This window comes from Paenibacillus rhizovicinus, assembly GCF_010365285.1.
Lineage (GTDB): Bacteria > Bacillota > Bacilli > Paenibacillales > Paenibacillaceae > Paenibacillus_Z > Paenibacillus_Z rhizovicinus.
In genome coordinates this window covers 2,090,654-2,106,781 of sequence record NZ_CP048286.1, presented here as the reverse complement: position 1 = coordinate 2,106,781, position 16,128 = coordinate 2,090,654, and the positions used below count along the sequence as shown (strand labels likewise).

The following is a 16,128-nucleotide window of genomic DNA, read 5'->3' as shown; positions in this document are numbered from 1 at the left end:
TCGCGGCTATACTAGTTCCATGATCGAAGAGAGGGGACATCATCGTGCATAATGCGAGAAGCCGATTGAAATGGAACGACTGGCTGCAGCAGACGGTTTTCGTCGGACCAGGGCTGCTTATTTTTATGATCATCGTCGCCGTGCCTTTCGCGATGGGATTTTATTATACGTTCACGGAGTGGAACGGGCTGGATCTGAACGCCGCCAAGTGGACGGGGATGGACAATCTGAAGCGGATCTTCACGGATGACAGCCGGTTCTGGACGGCGTTCTGGTTTACGGCGCGATTCACCGTCGCCGCCGTCATCGTTACCAACATGCTGGCGCTTGCGCTCGGCATGCTGCTGACCCGGCATCTGAAGGGGAGCAGCCTCTTGCGGGTCATCTTCTTCCTGCCGAATGTGATCGGCGGCTTGCTGCTCGGCTATATCTGGTATTTTATTTACGTTCGCGGGTTCGCGGCCATCGGCGAAGCGACCGGCTGGCATCTGTTCAACCTGCCCTGGCTGGGGACGCCGGGCACGGCGTTCTGGGGCATCGTCGGCGTGTTCGTCTGGCAGACGTCCGGCTATATGATGGTGATTTATATCGCGGCCATCATCGGCGTGCCGAAGGATCTGTCCGAAGCGGCGCGCATCGACGGCGCTTCGGCTTGGCAGACGTTCCGGAGCGTCACGTTCCCGCTCATCATGCCGGCCATTACGATCTGCCTGTTCCTGACGACGTCCAACGCGTTCCGGATGTTCGACTTGAACTTGTCGCTGACCGGCGGCGGTCCGGGATACGCATCGGAATCGATCGCGCTCAACATTTACCGCGAGGCGTTGACCAATAACAGGTACGGTCTCGGCACGGCGAAGGCGATGATCTTCTTCTTTGCCGTCGCGCTCATTACGGTCACCCAGGTTTGGGCGACGAAGAAGAGGGAGGTGGAAGCTTAGGATGGAAACCAAACCGCGCTATACGCCGCTGCTGTTCGGGCTTGAACTGCTTTGCTTCCTGCTCGGCTTGGCGTTCTTGATGCCGTTTTATTTTCTGATCATCAACGCGTTCAAGAAGCTTGGCGCCATTCTGCTGAATGCGGCGTCGCTTCCGGAAAGCTGGGGCTTCGGCAACTTCAAGAAGGCTTGGACGGCGATCGATTTCCCCGTCGTCTTCATGCATTCGTTCGTCGTTACGGCGCTCAGCGTCGGGTGTCTGGTCGTAGCGGCGAGCATGACGGCGTACCGCCTCGTGCGCAAGCCGACGACGTTCAACAAACTGCTGTTCACGGTCTACGTGGCGGCGATGATCATTCCATTCCAGTCCGTCATGCTGCCGCTCATGCGCATTACGTCGCTGTTCGAGCTGCGCGGACATGTGTACGGCATCGTGATTTGCTATATCGGCTTCGGCATCTCGCTGTCGGTGTTTCTGTTCCACGGCTTCATTAAATCGGTCCCGCTCGAGATCGAGGAAGCGGCTGTCGTTGACGGCTGTTCGCCGTATGGTTTATACTGGCGGATCGTATTCCCTCTGCTCAAGCCGATCTCCGTCACGGTCATTATCTTGAACGTGCTCTGGATTTGGAACGATTACCTGCTGCCGGTGCTCGTCATCAACGATGCGTTCACGACGATTCCGCTCGCGGTGCAGAAGTTCTTCGGCCAATATTTGCGCAAATGGGACTTGGCCATGGCGTCGCTGACGCTGAGCACGCTGCCGGTCGTTGTTTTCTTCCTTTTTCTGCAAAAATATATTATCGAAGGTATTACTGCCGGATCCGTGAAGGGATAATTATTTACTTTAAATTCCTTATTCCATTGTTTAATCAAAATATTACACCTTGGAGTTCAATTTATTCGGTGTTTATGACGAAATATTCCCCATATAATCAACCGTGTAAACAACATTAACAGGGAGGTTACCCATGAAGAAGATTCTGGCTCTTACGTTCGCAACGGCATTGATCGCAAGCGGCTGTTCCAGCAAGGGGGATAACGCGAACGACGCGGCGAACGGCACCAACGCCGACACGGGCACCGAGGCAAGCACGAATGCGGATACGACCGCCAACACGACAGCAAACGCAGGCACGAATACTAGTACGGCGACAGATACAAACAAGCCGAAAGAGAACGTGACGATCAAAGTCTTTCAATTCAAAGTCGAAATTTCCAACGCGCTGGCCCAAATGGCCGAAGCGTACGAGAAAGAAACCGGCGTGAAAGTAGAGGTCGAGACGCATGGCGGCGGCGAGGATTACAGCGCGCTGCTCAAGGCGGAGCTGGCTGCCGGCGAAGAGCCGGAGATCATTACGTCCAGCGGCTGGTCGGGCTTCGACCCTTACGTGGACCGGGCGGTGGATCTGTCGAACGAACCGTGGGCGAAGGATCTGGTCGAGGCTTCCCGCGCTCAAATCACCCGCGACGGCAAGCTGCTCGGCATGCCGATGAACCTCGAGGCGTACGGCATTACGTATAACAAAGATCTGTTCGCGAAAGCCGGCATTACGGCATTGCCGCAAACGCTGGATGAGCTGGAAGCGGATTGCAAGAAGCTGAAGGATGCCGGCATCACGCCGTTCGCGCTGACGAACGAATGGTGGTCGCTCGGCATTCATACGCTGAACATCGCGAACGCGACGCAGGCCGATCCCGCCGCCTTCATCGACGCCGTCAAAGCCGGCACGAAAACGTTCAAGGACGATCAGCACACGAAGGACTGGGTCCGCTTGGTGGACATCATGTTCGCGAACGGCCAGAAAGCCGCGCTGACGACGGATTATAACACGCAAGTAGCCGAATTCGCCGCGGGCAAATACGCGATGATCCAGCACGGCAACTGGATCCAAGGCATGGTCGACGAAGTCAATCCCGATCTGAACCTTGGCCTGATGCCGGTGCCGCTGAGCGATGGCAGTCCGAACGTATTCACGGGCGTGCCGAGCAACTGGGTCGTCAACAACAAATCGGCGCATCCGGACGAAGCGAAGGCCTTCCTGAATTGGATGGCGACGTCCGAAACCGGCAAGAAATTCGTGGCGACGGACTTCAAATTCATTCCGTCCATCACCTCGATCCCGGCCGACCCGGCCGCAATCGGTAAAATCGGCGCGGACTTCGCCGCATTCTCCGCCGCGCATCCGGACCAAGTGAAAGGCTGGCAGTGGGACCGCTTCCCTGACGGCATCACGCAGCAATTCGGGGCGGCCATGCAAGAATACATGGGGAAACGGATCAAGGCTGACGAGCTGTTGGGACGATTGGATAAAGCCGTGGCCGATATAATGAAGAAATAAATGCGAAGAGGTAATGAGAAGAGAAAATGAGAAGGGCATGACCTGCGGTCGGTATGGGTCTCCACGCTTATGCTTTCGAAGCAGGTTTTCTCACGAAAACCCTGAGCTGTTGTAGATCGGATATCCTGAATGGTAAAACCTCACAAGGTTGATATCCGACTACAAAGGCGACCGCTGACGCTGTTCCGACTCCATACCGACCTCCGGTCACTCTTACTCTTCGCCTTGATTTGGGGAGAGAACAAAAGCCGCCTGACCCTATCTTGCTTGGGGTCAGGCGGCTTGTTTTGTTGTGAAGCTGTAACAGATTAAGGATTCGAATTATTCGTAGACGAATTCTTATCTTGAGGGACATTTCCCGGTCCGGGCTCCGGGGATTCCGTTTTCTCGAACTCCTTGAGCTTGATGACGTACGCCTCTAATTGGTCTGGCGTCATCTTGTGCGGTTCGAACAGTTTGCCGGAACGCGTTTCTCCGAGCAGCTGCAGGAGCCATTCCCGTTCCGTCTCGCCGAATTTAATGAAGCCTTCGAGCATGAGCGTCGAGCCTCGGGGGATCAAGTCCCCTTTGAGCTCAATGATGGCGTTCATGCGGGCGATTCGGGCTTCGCAGTCCTCCACCTGTTTCAGCACCAGCTCTTCGATGATGTCGCTGTTGCCGTGCCGGACGAACGGCATGGCCAGAAACAACGGATGCTGCGGGTAAGAGGTTAGCTTGAACTGCTCTTGCAGAAGCAGGAGGAACGCTTCGCGCCCGCTCTCCGTGATTCTGTAGATCGTCTTGTCCGGCCGGTTGTCGCCGGGGACCGAGACGACTTCCGCCGCCTCGATCAAGCCGTCCTCGCGAAGCTGGTCGACGGCGTAGTACAGCGACCCGTCCCGGAGCTTGAAGCATTCATTCCAATTGCGCAGCTTGATCGTCTGCCGGATTTCATAGGGATGCCGTTCGCGCTCCATCAACAGCCCTAGAATCAAGAGCCTCATGGACATCGTGGATTATCTCCCTTGGTAGGAAGGATTGGACTTGGCTGCTTCGCCCTGCTGGCCCGGTTTTCCCGGAGCGCCAGGAGCGCCTTGCTGTCCGCCCTTGTTCAATTCCAGACGGGCGCGGCCCATCAGGAGAACGAAGATAACCGCGACAGCCGGAAGGATGACCGCCCATTGGAAAATCGCGATGACGGAATCCGCGAAGTGGCCGAGCAGCTGGTTGACGACATCGGCCGGCAAGCCCATTTGCTTCTGAATATCGGGATCCAGGAGCGCTTGGCCGCCTTTGATTTTCTCGGCTAGCTGCGGGCTCAGGTTCGGCACTTCGGAAATGCTGGATTGGAACGATGACTTCTGAATCGCGCCGAACACGGCAATACCGAGCGCGGAGCCGATCGTCCGGAAGAACGTGATCAGCGACGACGACGTGCCTTTGTATTGCGGCGGCACGGCATTCAGCGTCGAGATGTTAAGCAGCGAGAACGATACGCCCATGCCGAGGCCGACGACGACCGTAAACAGCGAGATGATCAGACGGCTCGAATCGTTCGTCATCGCGAAGCCCAGCAGGGAAGTACCGATGATCAGCATGAGCGCGGATACGATCATGACGTCGCGGTAACGGAATTTGCTGACGACGCGTCCGCCGACTTGGCTGCTGAGCACGACGCCGAGCATCATCGGTATCATGACGGTACTCGTTTGCGTAGCCGTCTTATGGAAGACGCCTTGAATGAAGAGCGGAATATACGATGCGGCCGCGATCATGACGCCGCCGTACAGCAGGCTGATGGCCATGCTGCTCGTAACGATTTTGTTCTTGAACAAGGAGAGCTTGATGATCGGTTCTTTCACTTTGAGTTCGACGTACAGGAACGCGATCAGGAAGAGTGCGGAGGCGACGAACAGCATGATCGTCTTGCCTGCGCTCCACGCCCAGCCATCCGTGCCGCCGAGTTCCAGGCCGAACATAAGGAAGAGCACGAAGCCAGTCAGCATGACGGCGCCAAGCCAGTCGATGACCTGCTTGCGGGTGTTCTTCGTTTCATGGTAAGCCTTCATGATGAACAGCACCGCGACGATTCCGAGCGGTACATTGATGTAGAAAATCCAGCGCCAGCTGATATTGTCCGTGATCAAGCCGCCGAGGATCGGGCCGAACACGCTGGAGATGCCGAACACGGCGCCGAAGAGACCCATCATTTTGCCGCGTTTCTCGGCCGGGAAGAGATCGAAAATAATCGTGAACACGATCGGCATGATCGCGCCGCCGCCTATCCCTTGGATGGCGCGGTAAATGATCAGCTGCTCCATGTTCGTTGCCGTGCCGCAAAGGATGGAACCGAGCATGAAGAGAATGAGGCCGGTGAGGTAAAATTTCTTGCGTCCGTACATGTCGGAGAGCTTGCCGAAAATCGGCGTCGCGACGACCATTGCGATCATGTAAGCGGAATATACCCAGACGAATTTATCCAAGCCGCCGAGTTTCTTGATAATCGTGCCCATTGCAGTGGAAACGATCGTTTGGTCGAGCGCGGCGATGAATAAGCCGAGCAGCAGACCTGCAATGACGAGATTAACGTTGCTGCGTTTTGCGTCCAATATTGTCATCCCTTTCGTTTTGAGACCTTACTCAAATTTGAATACCCTTAGTTATTATACTCAAATTTGAGTGGGCGACAATAGTTATTTTTGTAAAAGCTTGTATGTAGTATTTCCCGGAGTCGTTCCGGCTATGGGATGCCGTGCAAAAAAAACGGCCGATCATCCGCGCAAGGCAGAAGATCGGCCGCTATCGTATATGCGCCCTGGCAAAGTGTTATTCGTTCTCGACGACGCGGGCAACCGGTCTGCCGCAGGTCCGGCACTTGCCGGTCAGCAGCAGCGCGTATTTCTCTTCCTTGATGCTGTAATCGATGATTTCCACCGCTCCGCCGCAATTGCCGCAGAAGACGTTGCGCACCAGCTTGTCCCGGTACTGCTGCGGGATCGCCTTCCATTGCTGAAGCGCTTTGAAGGAGGTCACATTTTCCGGCCGGCTCATCTTCACTCACTCCCCATGCGTCTGAATTTGCTTATTCCCGTGACATTAACCCTCGATTACGGCATGTTCTTGTTAGAACAGCAGCGCAAGCCATTCCTGCCGGTCCACCGGCCCGAAATATACCGTCAAATCGACGTCTTGCAGCGCGGCGGCGATGGCAGCGGCATCGTATTTCACGCCGGCCAGCTTGTCCGTGACGTCGGACACTTCGCCGGTGCCGAAGAAATCGCCGAAGACGGAAGCTTCCGTGATGACGCCGCCTTCCACGAGCAGACGCACGTCGTACGTACCGGCGGACAGCCGCTTCACTTGGCGGACGTTGAATTTCGGCGAGTTGCCATAGTTCCAATCCCAGCTGCGGTAACGTTCGTCCGCGAGCTTCTGAACGGCGGCCAGATCCGCTTCCGTCAACCGGTATTCCGGAACTTCCTCCGCGCTGCCGAAGATCGACTCCAGAATGAAAGCGCGGAATTGCGCCATCGTCATCGGTTCGTTCAAGAATTCCGCAATGTTCGCGACCCGGCTGCGTACGGACTTCGTCGCCTTGGATTCGAACTTCGCCGGATTGACGTTCAGCGCGGAGACGATCGCATCCACCTCGGAGTCGAACAGCAGCGTGCCGTGGCTGAACATGACTCCTTTGGAAGCGAACTGCGCGTTGCCGGAAATTTTGCGTTCGCCGACCTGAAGATCGTTGCGGCCCGACAGTTCGGCATTCACGCCGAGCTTGCGCAGCGCTGCGACGACCGGCTCCGTGAACTTGCGGAAGTTATGGAACGACTTGCCGTCGTCCTTCGTGATGAAGCTGAAGTTGAGGTTTCCGAGGTCATGGTAGACCGCGCCGCCGCCGGATAAACGACGGACGACGTGAATGCCGTTCCGTTCGACGAATTCGGCATTGACCTCCTCGGCGGTATTCTGATTCTTGCCGATGATGATGGAAGGTTCATTAATATAGAAAAGCAGAAAGTCCTGTTCGCCCGCCAAATTGCGCAGCGCGTATTCTTCCAGCGCCAAATTCCAGGAAGGGTCGGTACAGTTGCCGTTATCGATGAATCGCATGGCGATGCCTCCAGTAATTAATGTTCGGCGCCCCAAGCGGACTTGCGAAGCTCCGTCGGAGTACTGCCTGTCTGTTCTTTCACGAGACGCGAGAGATGGAACGCGGATTTGAACCCGCAGCGCGAAGCGATTTCGCCCACGGTCAGGCCGGATAGCGTCAGCAGCTCCGTCGCTTTCACCACGCGGTATTGCCAGAGATAGCGAATCGGCGTCGGATGCTGACCTGCATGGAACAGCCGAACGAGATGCTCCGGCGTTACGCCGGCATGCGCCGCCATTGTTTGCAGCGACACGTCGTTCGCATAATGCTGGCGAATATAGCCGAGCGCGGCCAAGACGCTGGGATGCTCCTGCTGTTTCTTCGCGTGCGAACTCCCCGAAGCGGCGAAGAGGTTCAGAGCGGCGTAGCCGAGACTGCGTACCGGATCGTCCGTCCAACTGAACTCGCCTCGAACGGACAGCATCAGGTCGGTAATAGCATTCAACGATTCCGGAATCGGCATGCGAAAAGGAAGTCCGTCCAGATAAGCGAGTTCCTGTTCCGTCAGCGTTCCCGTCGACAGCGTGATCCAGCGATGCCAGGACTCCTGATGCTTGGCGAAAACGAAATATTCGTTATGCCGCGGCTTCAGCAGGACGGCTTGGCCGGGCTTCACCGCATGCGGAATGCCGTCGATATGGATATCGAGCTCGCCGGAATGCAGCAGCACGAGCTGTACGTCATGCTGCATCCGGGGGCCGTACGTGCCTTTGGGCGGGTAGACGATCGTGCCCGCGTAGGCGGAAGTGATTTTATCGTAGGGCAATGGCTGCCGCATGGTTGTCCAGCTCCTTAGCTTCTATTATAGCGCTGCGGAGCATACAGGAACAGCCCGGCGAAGCCGCCGGGCTGTTTCATCATGAGTGAAAGGATTCACCTTGTATAAGTTCGAGCTGGCACACTGTTTCGTGCGTCTCGCTCTGTACCGAATTAACTTAAAAGCTTTTCCTGTAAGCTTCTTAATAAAGCGGGAATTTCTTCTGCAGATCCTTGCGCGTCGTCGTCGCATCCTCGCGGATGTAGTGGCACACGTAGGAACGGCGCCAGCGGTCCGTGCTGCGGTTGCGGTTCGACGAATGGATGAGCAGCTCGTGGAAGAAGAGGATGTCGCCTTTCTCCATTTCGACGGGAACCTGCGTATGGAGGTCAATACCTTCCGTCTCGTCCGTCCAGGCTTCGTGTTCATCGAGATTCTTGACGGCGCCGTGCGGCAGCAGGCCGAGACGATGCGATTTCGGGATGACCCAGAGGCAGCCGTTCTCCACGTCGATTTTCTCTTCCATCGCGATCCATGCCGCGATCATCGTCATGGGATCGTTCTTGATATAGTAGTAGTCTTGATGGGCGGCTTGTCCCGGCGCACCCGGTTCTTTGTAGAAGAACATGCTTTGGACGCAATTGGCTTCCCGTCCCATCAGCTGGGCGAGTGTGCCGCGAATGATCGGCAGCTTCATCACTTGGCGCGAGAAGCCGTCGTGCAGATGCGGGTTGAACAGACGGATGGAGTATTTCTTGCTCTCGTCTACCGCGGCCCACTCCGGCATCGGATCTTCATTGCGCAGGTCATAAATATGGTTGTTGAATGCATCGATCAGATCCGCCGAGCAGCCGCCTTTAATGAGCAGGTACCCTTGATCATGAAATTGATCGACAAGCGCTTGCGTGATCGGCTTCGTCAGCGCCGGAATCGTGTTCTTCATCGGTCGTTTCCCCTCTCGAATAGCGATGGTTTCATCTTACTTCGAGAGAGGCGCGGGTCCAATGGCTGACATTATCCGTTTCCTATCTGAAATTGATATTTGGATTATCGGACCGGATAATCGACGACGACGACGCTCTCCAGGATGCCGGACAGCCCGCTCACGAAATCTTGATGGAGCGGATGCGGACCGTACGCGCGCAGCGCTTCTTGGCTCTCGAAGGTGACGCGAAGGCCGAGCGTATAGCCATGGATGTTGTCCGTTTCTTCCGTGACGTTGATGCCCGCGGAGATATCGACGATGCCGGGAATGCGTCCTTTGAACGCCAGCAGTTTATTCAGTAATTCCTGCTCGCGCTCGGGTGTAATGGCTGCGTTGAATTTGAAAATGACAAGATGTTCGAACAAAGGGGACACGCTCCTTATGGGATAGTTGGATAAGCTTGCTTTTATTATAGCGCTAACCAGCCCAAATGCGTATAAATCGCCAATGAAAACGGGATATGATCATCCGGGACGATAACTTGACCGATTCGAAAGGGATCGGCCGGCATTAAGGTTTGATCAACGCGTAAACATTCGTATCGTGGGCAACGCCATTTTGAACCATATATTTGCGAAGAACGCCTTCTTGTTCAAAACCGAGTTTCGCCAATAACGCCTGCGATGCGATATTTTCGATGAAAACGACGGCTCCGATACGCGTCAATCCCAGTTCGCCGAAGCCATGCGCAATGACTGCAGTGACCGCTTCCGCGGCATATCCTTGTCTCCAATGATCCGGATGAAGCTCATAGCCGATCTCAGCTCGCTTATGCTTGGCGAACCATGCGTTGAAGCCGATCGTTCCAATAATGCCTTGTCGGCCTTTGATTTCAATTCCCCATCGGATGCCGCGTTTCTCCTGAAGATTCTTCGCGAAAACATCTACGAATTGTTGGGCTTGCCCGATATTCGTAAAAGGCTCCAGCCCATAATACCGGGTCAATTCCGGATTCGAAAAGCAGTCGAATAGATCGCGGGCATCGGCGATCTCGATCTCTCGCAAACGGAGTCTCTCCGTTTCTAATACTGGGAACATGCCGTCACTCTCTTCCTAGCGATTAATGGAATGCTGCTTGTATTTATATACCGTGAACGAAACCAAGCCAAGCATAATAGACCATCGAAATAAATTCGCGGATTGATTATACACGGCGAACAATGCAGCGAATATCATCAGATGATAAAATACTTATTAACTAGACTCGAATTAGTGGAAGAAGTTGTGCGCGGCTTGCTTACTGCGTATTCAATAAAAGGAGGAATCAGGCATGACGTACGATTGCGCGATTATCGGCGGAGGACCGGCAGGCCTCAATGCCGCGCTCGTGCTTGGCCGGGCAAGGAAATCCGTTGCGGTCATTGATGAAGGGCGGCCGCGCAACGGGGTTACGCGGGAGACGCATGGATTTCTGACGAGGGACGGGATCAGTCCAAGCGAATTTCGGCGCATTGCGCAGGAAGAGATCAAGGCCTATCCGTCGGTTGATTTTGCAGCGGATACGGTAGCATCGATTGCGGGGACGGATGGACAGTTTCAAATCACGACCGTTCGCGGCGCGGCTTATCGGAGCAAGAAGCTGCTCTTCGCCTCCGGCAAGAAAGACGTCCTCCCGGCTATTGACGGGCTGACGGCCGTATACGGCAAGAGTGCTTTTGTCTGTCCTTATTGCGATGGCTGGGAGCTCAGAGATCAGCCGCTCGTCTTGATCGGCAAGGGGGCGAGGGTGCTCCATTTGGCCAAAATGATTGCCGGCTGGACAAGCAAGTTTACGATCTGCACCGATGGCCAAGGCGGGCTGCTGGACACGGAACGGGAGGAGCTTGCGCGGCATCGGGTGCCCGTATGCGACTCGGCGATCCGGACGATCGAATCGATCGACGGCATGGTTCGGCGGGTCGTACTGGCGGACGGCACGGCAATCTCGTGCACGGGCATCTTCTTCGGACCGCAGCTGATCGCCGGATCCGATCTGCCGCAAGCGCTCGGCTGCCGGGTTACGGAAGCGGGAACGGTCGTCGCCGACCCGTTCGGCAAGACGAACGTACCGGGAATCTACAGCGCGGGCGATGCAGCAACGGAGCTGTACCAAGCCATTACTGCCGCGTCGCTGGGTTCATTGGCCGCCGTAGGCATCAACAACGAACTCCTCATGGAGGCTTGGAACGGATCTGCTGTCGACTAGCCGGCTGCTGGCGAATGATGCGAATGCGAGGCGCGGCCTGCCCTTTATGACAAAATCTAGAATCCGCCCGGAGATTTTGCGAGATTTCCGTGTATAGGAATAGGCATTGCAGGCATTTAACGGTATAATACCCGTTAGGGAACCTAAAAACTATTTTGTAAGGAGTATACTCATGTCAAAAACATTGATTTTCGGACACAAAAACCCGGATACGGACACAATCTGCTCGGCAATCGCTTACGCGGATCTGAAAACGAAGCTCGGTCAAGAAGTGGAAGCGGTACGTCTGGGCGAAGTGAGCGGCGAAACGCAATTCGCGCTCGATACGTTCAAAGCAGCAGCTCCCCGCTTGGTTGAAACGGTTTCGAACGAAGCCGAGACAGTCATTCTGGTTGACCATAACGAGCGCCAACAAAGCGCCAGCGATATCGATAAAGTACGCGTGCTTGAAGTTATCGACCACCACCGCATCGCGAACTTCGAGACGGCTCACCCGCTGTACTACCGCTGCGAGCCGGTAGGCTGCACGGCAACGATCCTGAACAAAATGTACAAAGAGAACGGCATCGCGATCGAAAGCGGCATCGCAGGCTTGATGCTCTCCGCAATCGTTTCCGATTCCCTGCTGTTCAAATCGCCGACTTGCACGCCGGAAGACGTTGCGGCGGCTCGCGAGCTTGCGGCAATCGCAGGCGTGGACGCAGACAAGTACGGCCTGGACATGCTGAAAGCCGGCGCCGACCTGAGCCAAAAAACGATCGCGCAGCTGATCTCCCTGGATTCCAAAGAATTCTCGATGGGCAGCAGCAAAGTCGAAATCGCTCAAGTGAACGCGGTTGACGTGAACGACGTTCTGTCCCGCCAATCGGAAGTCGAAGCGGCGCTGAACGCGATCATCGCGGACAAAGGTCTCGACCTGTTCGTATTCGTAGTTACGGACATCCTTAACAACGATTCCGTCGCGCTGGCGCTCGGCAACAAAGCCGGTGCCGTAGAGCAAGCGTACAACGTGAAGCTCGACGACAACAAAGCGGTGCTGAAAGGCGTCGTTTCCCGCAAATTGCAAATCGTTCCGGTTCTGACGGAAACGCTGAGCAAATAAGAAATAATTGAATGACGAATACCCCGTACGGCCATTGGCTGTACGGGGTGTTTGTGTTTGTGTTGCTTACCGCATGGGGAACCGCGCTATCGTTTCATACATCGGCCGCTGGTGCATATGGGTGCGATACAAGACGATCTCGTTCACCTGCCAGGCCGGCGGAGCATCGGTTCGAAGGAGCTGGGGCAAGGAGAACGAGGCCGTTCCCGTGCTGCTCCGGGCGATCGTGAGATGCGGACTGTAAGGGCGTTCCTCCGCCTGGAAGCCGAGCGGGGCCGTCGCTTCGACGATCGTTCGCTGCAGGCCGCGCAGCGCATCCAGCTCGCCGCCGATGCCCGCCCAGAGCACTCGCGGCTGCTCGGGTCTGCCGAAGGTGCCCATGCCCTGAAGCACTAGGCGAAAAGGTTCGATCCTGCCGATCGCAGCGGCCAACGCGGCCTGCAATGCAGGTAGCCGGTTCGGCTCCGTATCGCCGAGAAACTGAAGCGTGACATGCAGATCCGCTTCCTCGGTCCATTTGCGGAACGGGGACGAAGCGCGGAGCTCCCGCGACCATGCGCCAAGCGCGCTTTTCAACCTATCCGGCAGCGGTACGGCGACGAACAGGCGCTGTGCTTCCTTCGCGTAATTATTCGTGAACGCGGTCATGAATCGTTGTGTCCTCCTTGCGAGCTCAATGTGCAGACGAATTTCTCTTCTTATTGTAGCCAAGATTTCATGCGGCAGCTTCCTTGTTCCGGGAAAGTCGAAAACCGCTGCGCCTGCGGGAGAGATATAAGTAGCAATAACCGAGCGTCACCAGCATGCATATCACGATGTCGGCGCCGATAAGCGCTTGATAATCGTGAAAATAATCGAAGGAAAGACCGCCGACCAACGAGCCGAGTATGCCGCCTCCTTGATGAAAAAGCAGCAGCCAGCCGGTATGTTTGCCCTTGCCACCGGCATATTCGTTCACGATCAGCAGCCCGCCGGGCACCGCGCTTAAATAGGTGAAGCCGAACGCCATCGCGAAGGACGCGGGAGACCAAGCAAGATGGAGGAAAAGCAGACTGAAGCCGACGACCCGTATGCCGTATAGAAGGGTTAGCATGGCCAGCTTATTGAGGCGGTCCAGCATAAAGCCGACGACGAGCGAGCCCGCGATTTCCATCACGCCGAGCAGGCTCATCGACAGCGCGATCATGCCCGGCGGCACGCTCGCCAGCTGGTGGATGGCAACGAGATTCATCTCGACGGTTCCCATGTTGAAGCCGCAGGCGAATAAAGCGCAGGCAACGATGCCGTAAATGGCGAGATGCGCCGAAATGCTTTGAAATACCCGCTTGCGATTCGGCTTCGGCACATCTGCCGACAGCTCGGGCGTTTCCGCCATCCCCGCGGAAGAGTCGGCAGCTTCGCCTCCGCTTGCCGTCCGCGGCCCCTTGATTCCGAAGAGAATCGTAGGCAAAGTGACGACGAGGCCAAGGGTGAAAGAGACGATGAAGGCGTCGTGCCAGGTCAGCGAACGGAAGGCAACGAAAATCGGCGTGCTGATCGCCAGTCCCAAGGAAGACGCGCTCGCGAGCAGTCCGGTCGCTTTGGCCCGATGATGCCGAAACCAATCGAAGATCAACATGTACGTGGTCGTCGTCCCGATACCGGCAAGCCCGCAGATGACGCCGTAGCCCAGGAAGAAGACGGCCGGATGATGACCGAATACGACGGTGCCCGTTCCCGCGGTGCTCAGCAGCGCGCTGATCAGCAAGACTCGCTTCGGGCCATAGCGGTCAGCGAGCCATCCTCCGAAAGGCGCGCATAACGCAGCAAGCAGCAAATTCGTCGACCAAGCCATGGAAATAAACCCTCTGCCGATCCCCAAATCGTCAGAAATTTGAACTTGAAAGAAAGCCATGATGAACCGCATCAGCGCGCCGACGAAACCGATCGTCCAGAGCGAGCCTAATCCAATCCAGGCATACCTCGGTTCCTTGAACCACGTCTTCTCCAATGAGCATTCCTCCCCTGCATGTGAACCATTGACATAAAAGATACCGATCGGTATCTTTACTTTAACACATCGCGTTGCGCTTCGAAAGCCTAAATGGATTTGCTATAATAAAAAAACCATTACCATCCAAGGGAGCAGTTATCCTCATGCCTAAGGGAGAAAATACCCGCAATCATATTATCGCGAAGTCCGCGGAACTGTTTAACCAGAAAGGGTACGCCGGCTCGTCGTTGTCGGACATTACGGAGTCGACCGGCATCAAGAAGGGCGGCATTTATCGGTATTTTGCCAGCAAGGACGAGATTGCCATGGAAGCCTACCAATACGCGGGCAGTGTCGTAGTCGGGAAGTTGAAGGCGGCGATCGAGCTGGAGGATACGGCGATCGGGAAGCTGCTCGTCTATCTGCGCGTGTACGAGAACGTCGTCGAAGCGCCTCCTTTTATCGGTGGTTGTCCATTGCTCAATTTGGCTACCGAGAGCGATGACGGCAATCCGCAGTTGCGGGAAATCGCCCGGAAGGGGCTCGCGGGGACGCTGGATACGATGAAAGCGATCATCGCGGGGGGAGTGGAATCCGGCGAATTCAAGGCGGACCTCGACATCGAAGCGCTGGCGACATTTACCTTGTCCGTCATGGAGGGCGGCATCATGATCAGCAAGCTGGAAGGCGACAACCGGCATGTCCGGATGAATATCGAGTCGCTTATGGCATATATGAGAACGCTGTGCTTGCGCTGATCGCATGAACCGGGAACGGCGAAGCAAGCACAACGGATAACGGAAGGGATGATCATGCGTGGGAAGCGTTATCGATACCGTGAATTGGATGGATAAGAACGAAAGGCTGGACGAATTACTGGGCCGACAAGACGCCGTAACGGTGCATCCGATGGAACAAGGCTTCGAAGCCGAAGTCATGTTGATTCGCTCGGCCGAAGAGCGCTACGTGCTGAAAGTATGGAACAAGAGCTCCAAGCCCGATATTCGCTTCCAGTATTGTTTGTTGAATGCCCTCTTCGAGAGAGGCATCTCCGTCTCGAGGCCGCTCGGCTGGGGTACAGATCCGAATGGACATCAAGTGCTGCTGACGACCTTCGACGGCAAGTCCGTTAACAAAGCGAACAAGCGGAAAATGACCGATATCGCCCGCCTGTTATCCAGCCTGCATCGAATCGATGTCGAAGACCTTGGAGACATCCGTCTTCCGCGTTTCGATTTCATCGACTACTTCTTCCCGGGAGCGAGCGAACACGCGGACATCGCGGAAGCATTGTCTTCCATCGTTCGCAAGACCCCCATGAAACAAGAGCGGCTGATTCACGGCGATTTTCACCTCAACAATCTTGTAGAAGACGAAAACGGCCGCTGCGCGGTCATCGATTGGACGAACGGACAATTAGGAGATCCGCGATACGATTTTGCATGGTCGGTTACGTTGAAATCCATCTATGTCTCGGACCGTCTTGCCGCTGCCTTCCGTTCCGCGTACCTATCCGCCAACGAGCTCGAGCCCGAGGAGCTTGCGGCCTTCGAAGCGTTGGCTTGTCTCCGTTGGATTCTGCTGTATCGAAGCGGAGGAGCGCCCGGCGGACCCGAACAAGTCGCGAAGGTCAATCGCCTGATGGCGAACAATGCTTGGCTGAACGCCTATCGATTCTCCATTGCATAACACAGAAGGGAGCCTGCGCGCCGCAG

General features: G+C 55.8%; 17 protein-coding genes. 7 read left to right on the top strand and 10 right to left on the bottom strand.

Features of this window, described 5'->3' with window-relative positions; all coding sequences use genetic code 11:
• Nucleotides 1–44: 44 nt before the first annotated feature.
• From GZH47_RS09665 to GZH47_RS09655, 3 genes are all read left to right on the top strand, one after another.
• Complete coding sequence (locus tag GZH47_RS09665; RefSeq protein ID WP_225446420.1) at nt 45–941, top strand: carbohydrate ABC transporter permease; 897 nt, start codon at nt 45–47, stop codon at nt 939–941.
• A gap of 1 nt (nt 942) precedes the next feature.
• Nucleotides 943–1,776, top strand: coding sequence for a carbohydrate ABC transporter permease (locus GZH47_RS09660; RefSeq protein ID WP_162639903.1), 834 nt, complete (start codon nt 943–945; stop codon nt 1,774–1,776).
• Nucleotides 1,777–1,909: 133 nt separating this feature from the next.
• Nucleotides 1,910–3,280, top strand: coding sequence for an ABC transporter substrate-binding protein (locus GZH47_RS09655; RefSeq protein WP_162639902.1), 1,371 nt, complete (start codon nt 1,910–1,912; stop codon nt 3,278–3,280).
• 308 nt (nt 3,281–3,588) lie between these two features.
• Here GZH47_RS09655 and GZH47_RS09650 read toward each other — a convergent pair whose 3' ends face one another.
• The 8 genes from GZH47_RS09650 to GZH47_RS09615 all read right to left on the bottom strand — a co-directional run bounded on the left by GZH47_RS09650 (nt 3,589) and on the right by GZH47_RS09615 (nt 10,192).
• Nucleotides 3,589–4,269, bottom strand: coding sequence for a PadR family transcriptional regulator (locus tag GZH47_RS09650; RefSeq protein ID WP_162639901.1), 681 nt, complete (start codon nt 4,267–4,269; stop codon nt 3,589–3,591).
• Nucleotides 4,270–4,275: 6 nt separating this feature from the next.
• Nucleotides 4,276–5,877, bottom strand: a complete 1,602-nt coding sequence (locus GZH47_RS09645; protein WP_404823767.1) for a DHA2 family efflux MFS transporter permease subunit — start codon at nt 5,875–5,877, stop codon at nt 4,276–4,278.
• Nucleotides 5,878–6,085: 208 nt separating this feature from the next.
• On the bottom strand, nt 6,086–6,310 hold the full coding sequence (locus tag GZH47_RS09640) for a hypothetical protein (RefSeq protein ID WP_162639899.1): 225 nt from the start codon (nt 6,308–6,310) through the stop codon (nt 6,086–6,088).
• Between the two features lie 72 nt (nt 6,311–6,382).
• Nucleotides 6,383–7,372 carry a lipoate--protein ligase gene (locus GZH47_RS09635; RefSeq protein WP_162639898.1) on the bottom strand — a complete coding sequence of 330 codons (990 nt, stop codon included), beginning with the start codon at nt 7,370–7,372 and terminating at the stop codon, nt 6,383–6,385.
• A 17-nt stretch (nt 7,373–7,389) separates the two neighbouring features.
• Nucleotides 7,390–8,190, bottom strand: coding sequence for an AraC family transcriptional regulator (locus tag GZH47_RS09630; RefSeq protein ID WP_162639897.1), 801 nt, complete (start codon nt 8,188–8,190; stop codon nt 7,390–7,392).
• A gap of 181 nt (nt 8,191–8,371) precedes the next feature.
• Entirely contained in the window at nt 8,372–9,112 is a 741-nt protein-coding gene (locus GZH47_RS09625; RefSeq protein WP_162639896.1) for a phytanoyl-CoA dioxygenase family protein, read from the bottom strand.
• Nucleotides 9,113–9,216: 104 nt separating this feature from the next.
• Nucleotides 9,217–9,519 carry a Dabb family protein gene (locus GZH47_RS09620; protein WP_162639895.1) on the bottom strand — a complete coding sequence of 101 codons (303 nt, stop codon included), beginning with the start codon at nt 9,517–9,519 and terminating at the stop codon, nt 9,217–9,219.
• A gap of 145 nt (nt 9,520–9,664) precedes the next feature.
• Nucleotides 9,665–10,192, bottom strand: coding sequence for a GNAT family N-acetyltransferase (locus GZH47_RS09615; protein WP_162639894.1), 528 nt, complete (start codon nt 10,190–10,192; stop codon nt 9,665–9,667).
• Between the two features lie 232 nt (nt 10,193–10,424).
• Between GZH47_RS09615 and GZH47_RS09610 the strand changes: the two genes are divergently transcribed.
• Both GZH47_RS09610 and GZH47_RS09605 read left to right on the top strand, forming a co-directional pair.
• Nucleotides 10,425–11,339: an NAD(P)/FAD-dependent oxidoreductase gene (locus tag GZH47_RS09610; protein ID WP_162639893.1), complete on the top strand. Its 915-nt coding sequence runs from the start codon at nt 10,425–10,427 to the stop codon at nt 11,337–11,339.
• 172 nt (nt 11,340–11,511) lie between these two features.
• Complete coding sequence (locus tag GZH47_RS09605) at nt 11,512–12,441, top strand: manganese-dependent inorganic pyrophosphatase (protein ID WP_162639892.1); 930 nt, start codon at nt 11,512–11,514, stop codon at nt 12,439–12,441.
• Nucleotides 12,442–12,507: 66 nt separating this feature from the next.
• On the opposite strand, the gene thpR is transcribed toward GZH47_RS09605, so the two are convergent.
• Nucleotides 12,508–13,089: an RNA 2',3'-cyclic phosphodiesterase gene (thpR, locus tag GZH47_RS09600; RefSeq protein WP_162639891.1), complete on the bottom strand. Its 582-nt coding sequence runs from the start codon at nt 13,087–13,089 to the stop codon at nt 12,508–12,510.
• Between the two features lie 67 nt (nt 13,090–13,156).
• Nucleotides 13,157–14,431 (bottom strand): MFS transporter, encoded by a 1,275-nt coding sequence (locus GZH47_RS09595; protein WP_162639890.1) that lies wholly within the window; start codon nt 14,429–14,431, stop codon nt 13,157–13,159.
• 146 nt (nt 14,432–14,577) lie between these two features.
• Here GZH47_RS09595 and GZH47_RS09590 point away from each other — a divergent pair, with 146 nt between their 5' ends.
• Together GZH47_RS09590 and GZH47_RS09585 are read left to right on the top strand one after the other, a co-directional pair.
• Nucleotides 14,578–15,171, top strand: a complete 594-nt coding sequence (locus tag GZH47_RS09590; protein ID WP_162639889.1) for a TetR/AcrR family transcriptional regulator — start codon at nt 14,578–14,580, stop codon at nt 15,169–15,171.
• A gap of 58 nt (nt 15,172–15,229) precedes the next feature.
• A complete protein-coding gene (locus GZH47_RS09585; RefSeq protein WP_225446418.1) occupies nt 15,230–16,102 on the top strand; it encodes a phosphotransferase enzyme family protein in 873 nt (290 codons plus the stop codon).
• Nucleotides 16,103–16,128: the final 26 nt, after the last annotated feature.

Excerpts from the sequence above, each read along its gene's own strand:
- GZH47_RS09640 (WP_162639899.1), bottom strand. The coding sequence starts at position 6,310 with ATGAGCCGGCCGGAAAATGTGACCTCCTTCAAAGCGCTTCAGCAATGG.
- GZH47_RS09625 (WP_162639896.1), bottom strand. The coding sequence starts at position 9,112 with ATGAAGAACACGATTCCGGCGCTGACGAAGCCGATCACGCAAGCGCTT.
- GZH47_RS09630 (WP_162639897.1), bottom strand. The coding sequence starts at position 8,190 with ATGCGGCAGCCATTGCCCTACGATAAAATCACTTCCGCCTACGCGGGC.
- GZH47_RS09590 (WP_162639889.1), top strand. The coding sequence starts at position 14,578 with ATGCCTAAGGGAGAAAATACCCGCAATCATATTATCGCGAAGTCCGCG.
- GZH47_RS09645 (WP_404823767.1), bottom strand. The coding sequence starts at position 5,877 with ATGACAATATTGGACGCAAAACGCAGCAACGTTAATCTCGTCATTGCA.
- GZH47_RS09635 (WP_162639898.1), bottom strand. The coding sequence starts at position 7,372 with ATGCGATTCATCGATAACGGCAACTGTACCGACCCTTCCTGGAATTTG.
- GZH47_RS09615 (WP_162639894.1), bottom strand. The coding sequence starts at position 10,192 with ATGTTCCCAGTATTAGAAACGGAGAGACTCCGTTTGCGAGAGATCGAG.
- GZH47_RS09650 (WP_162639901.1), bottom strand. The coding sequence starts at position 4,269 with ATGTCCATGAGGCTCTTGATTCTAGGGCTGTTGATGGAGCGCGAACGG.
- GZH47_RS09655 (WP_162639902.1), top strand. The coding sequence starts at position 1,910 with ATGAAGAAGATTCTGGCTCTTACGTTCGCAACGGCATTGATCGCAAGC.
- GZH47_RS09610 (WP_162639893.1), top strand. The coding sequence starts at position 10,425 with ATGACGTACGATTGCGCGATTATCGGCGGAGGACCGGCAGGCCTCAAT.
- thpR (WP_162639891.1), bottom strand. The coding sequence starts at position 13,089 with ATGACCGCGTTCACGAATAATTACGCGAAGGAAGCACAGCGCCTGTTC.
- GZH47_RS09660 (WP_162639903.1), top strand. The coding sequence starts at position 943 with ATGGAAACCAAACCGCGCTATACGCCGCTGCTGTTCGGGCTTGAACTG.
- GZH47_RS09605 (WP_162639892.1), top strand. The coding sequence starts at position 11,512 with ATGTCAAAAACATTGATTTTCGGACACAAAAACCCGGATACGGACACA.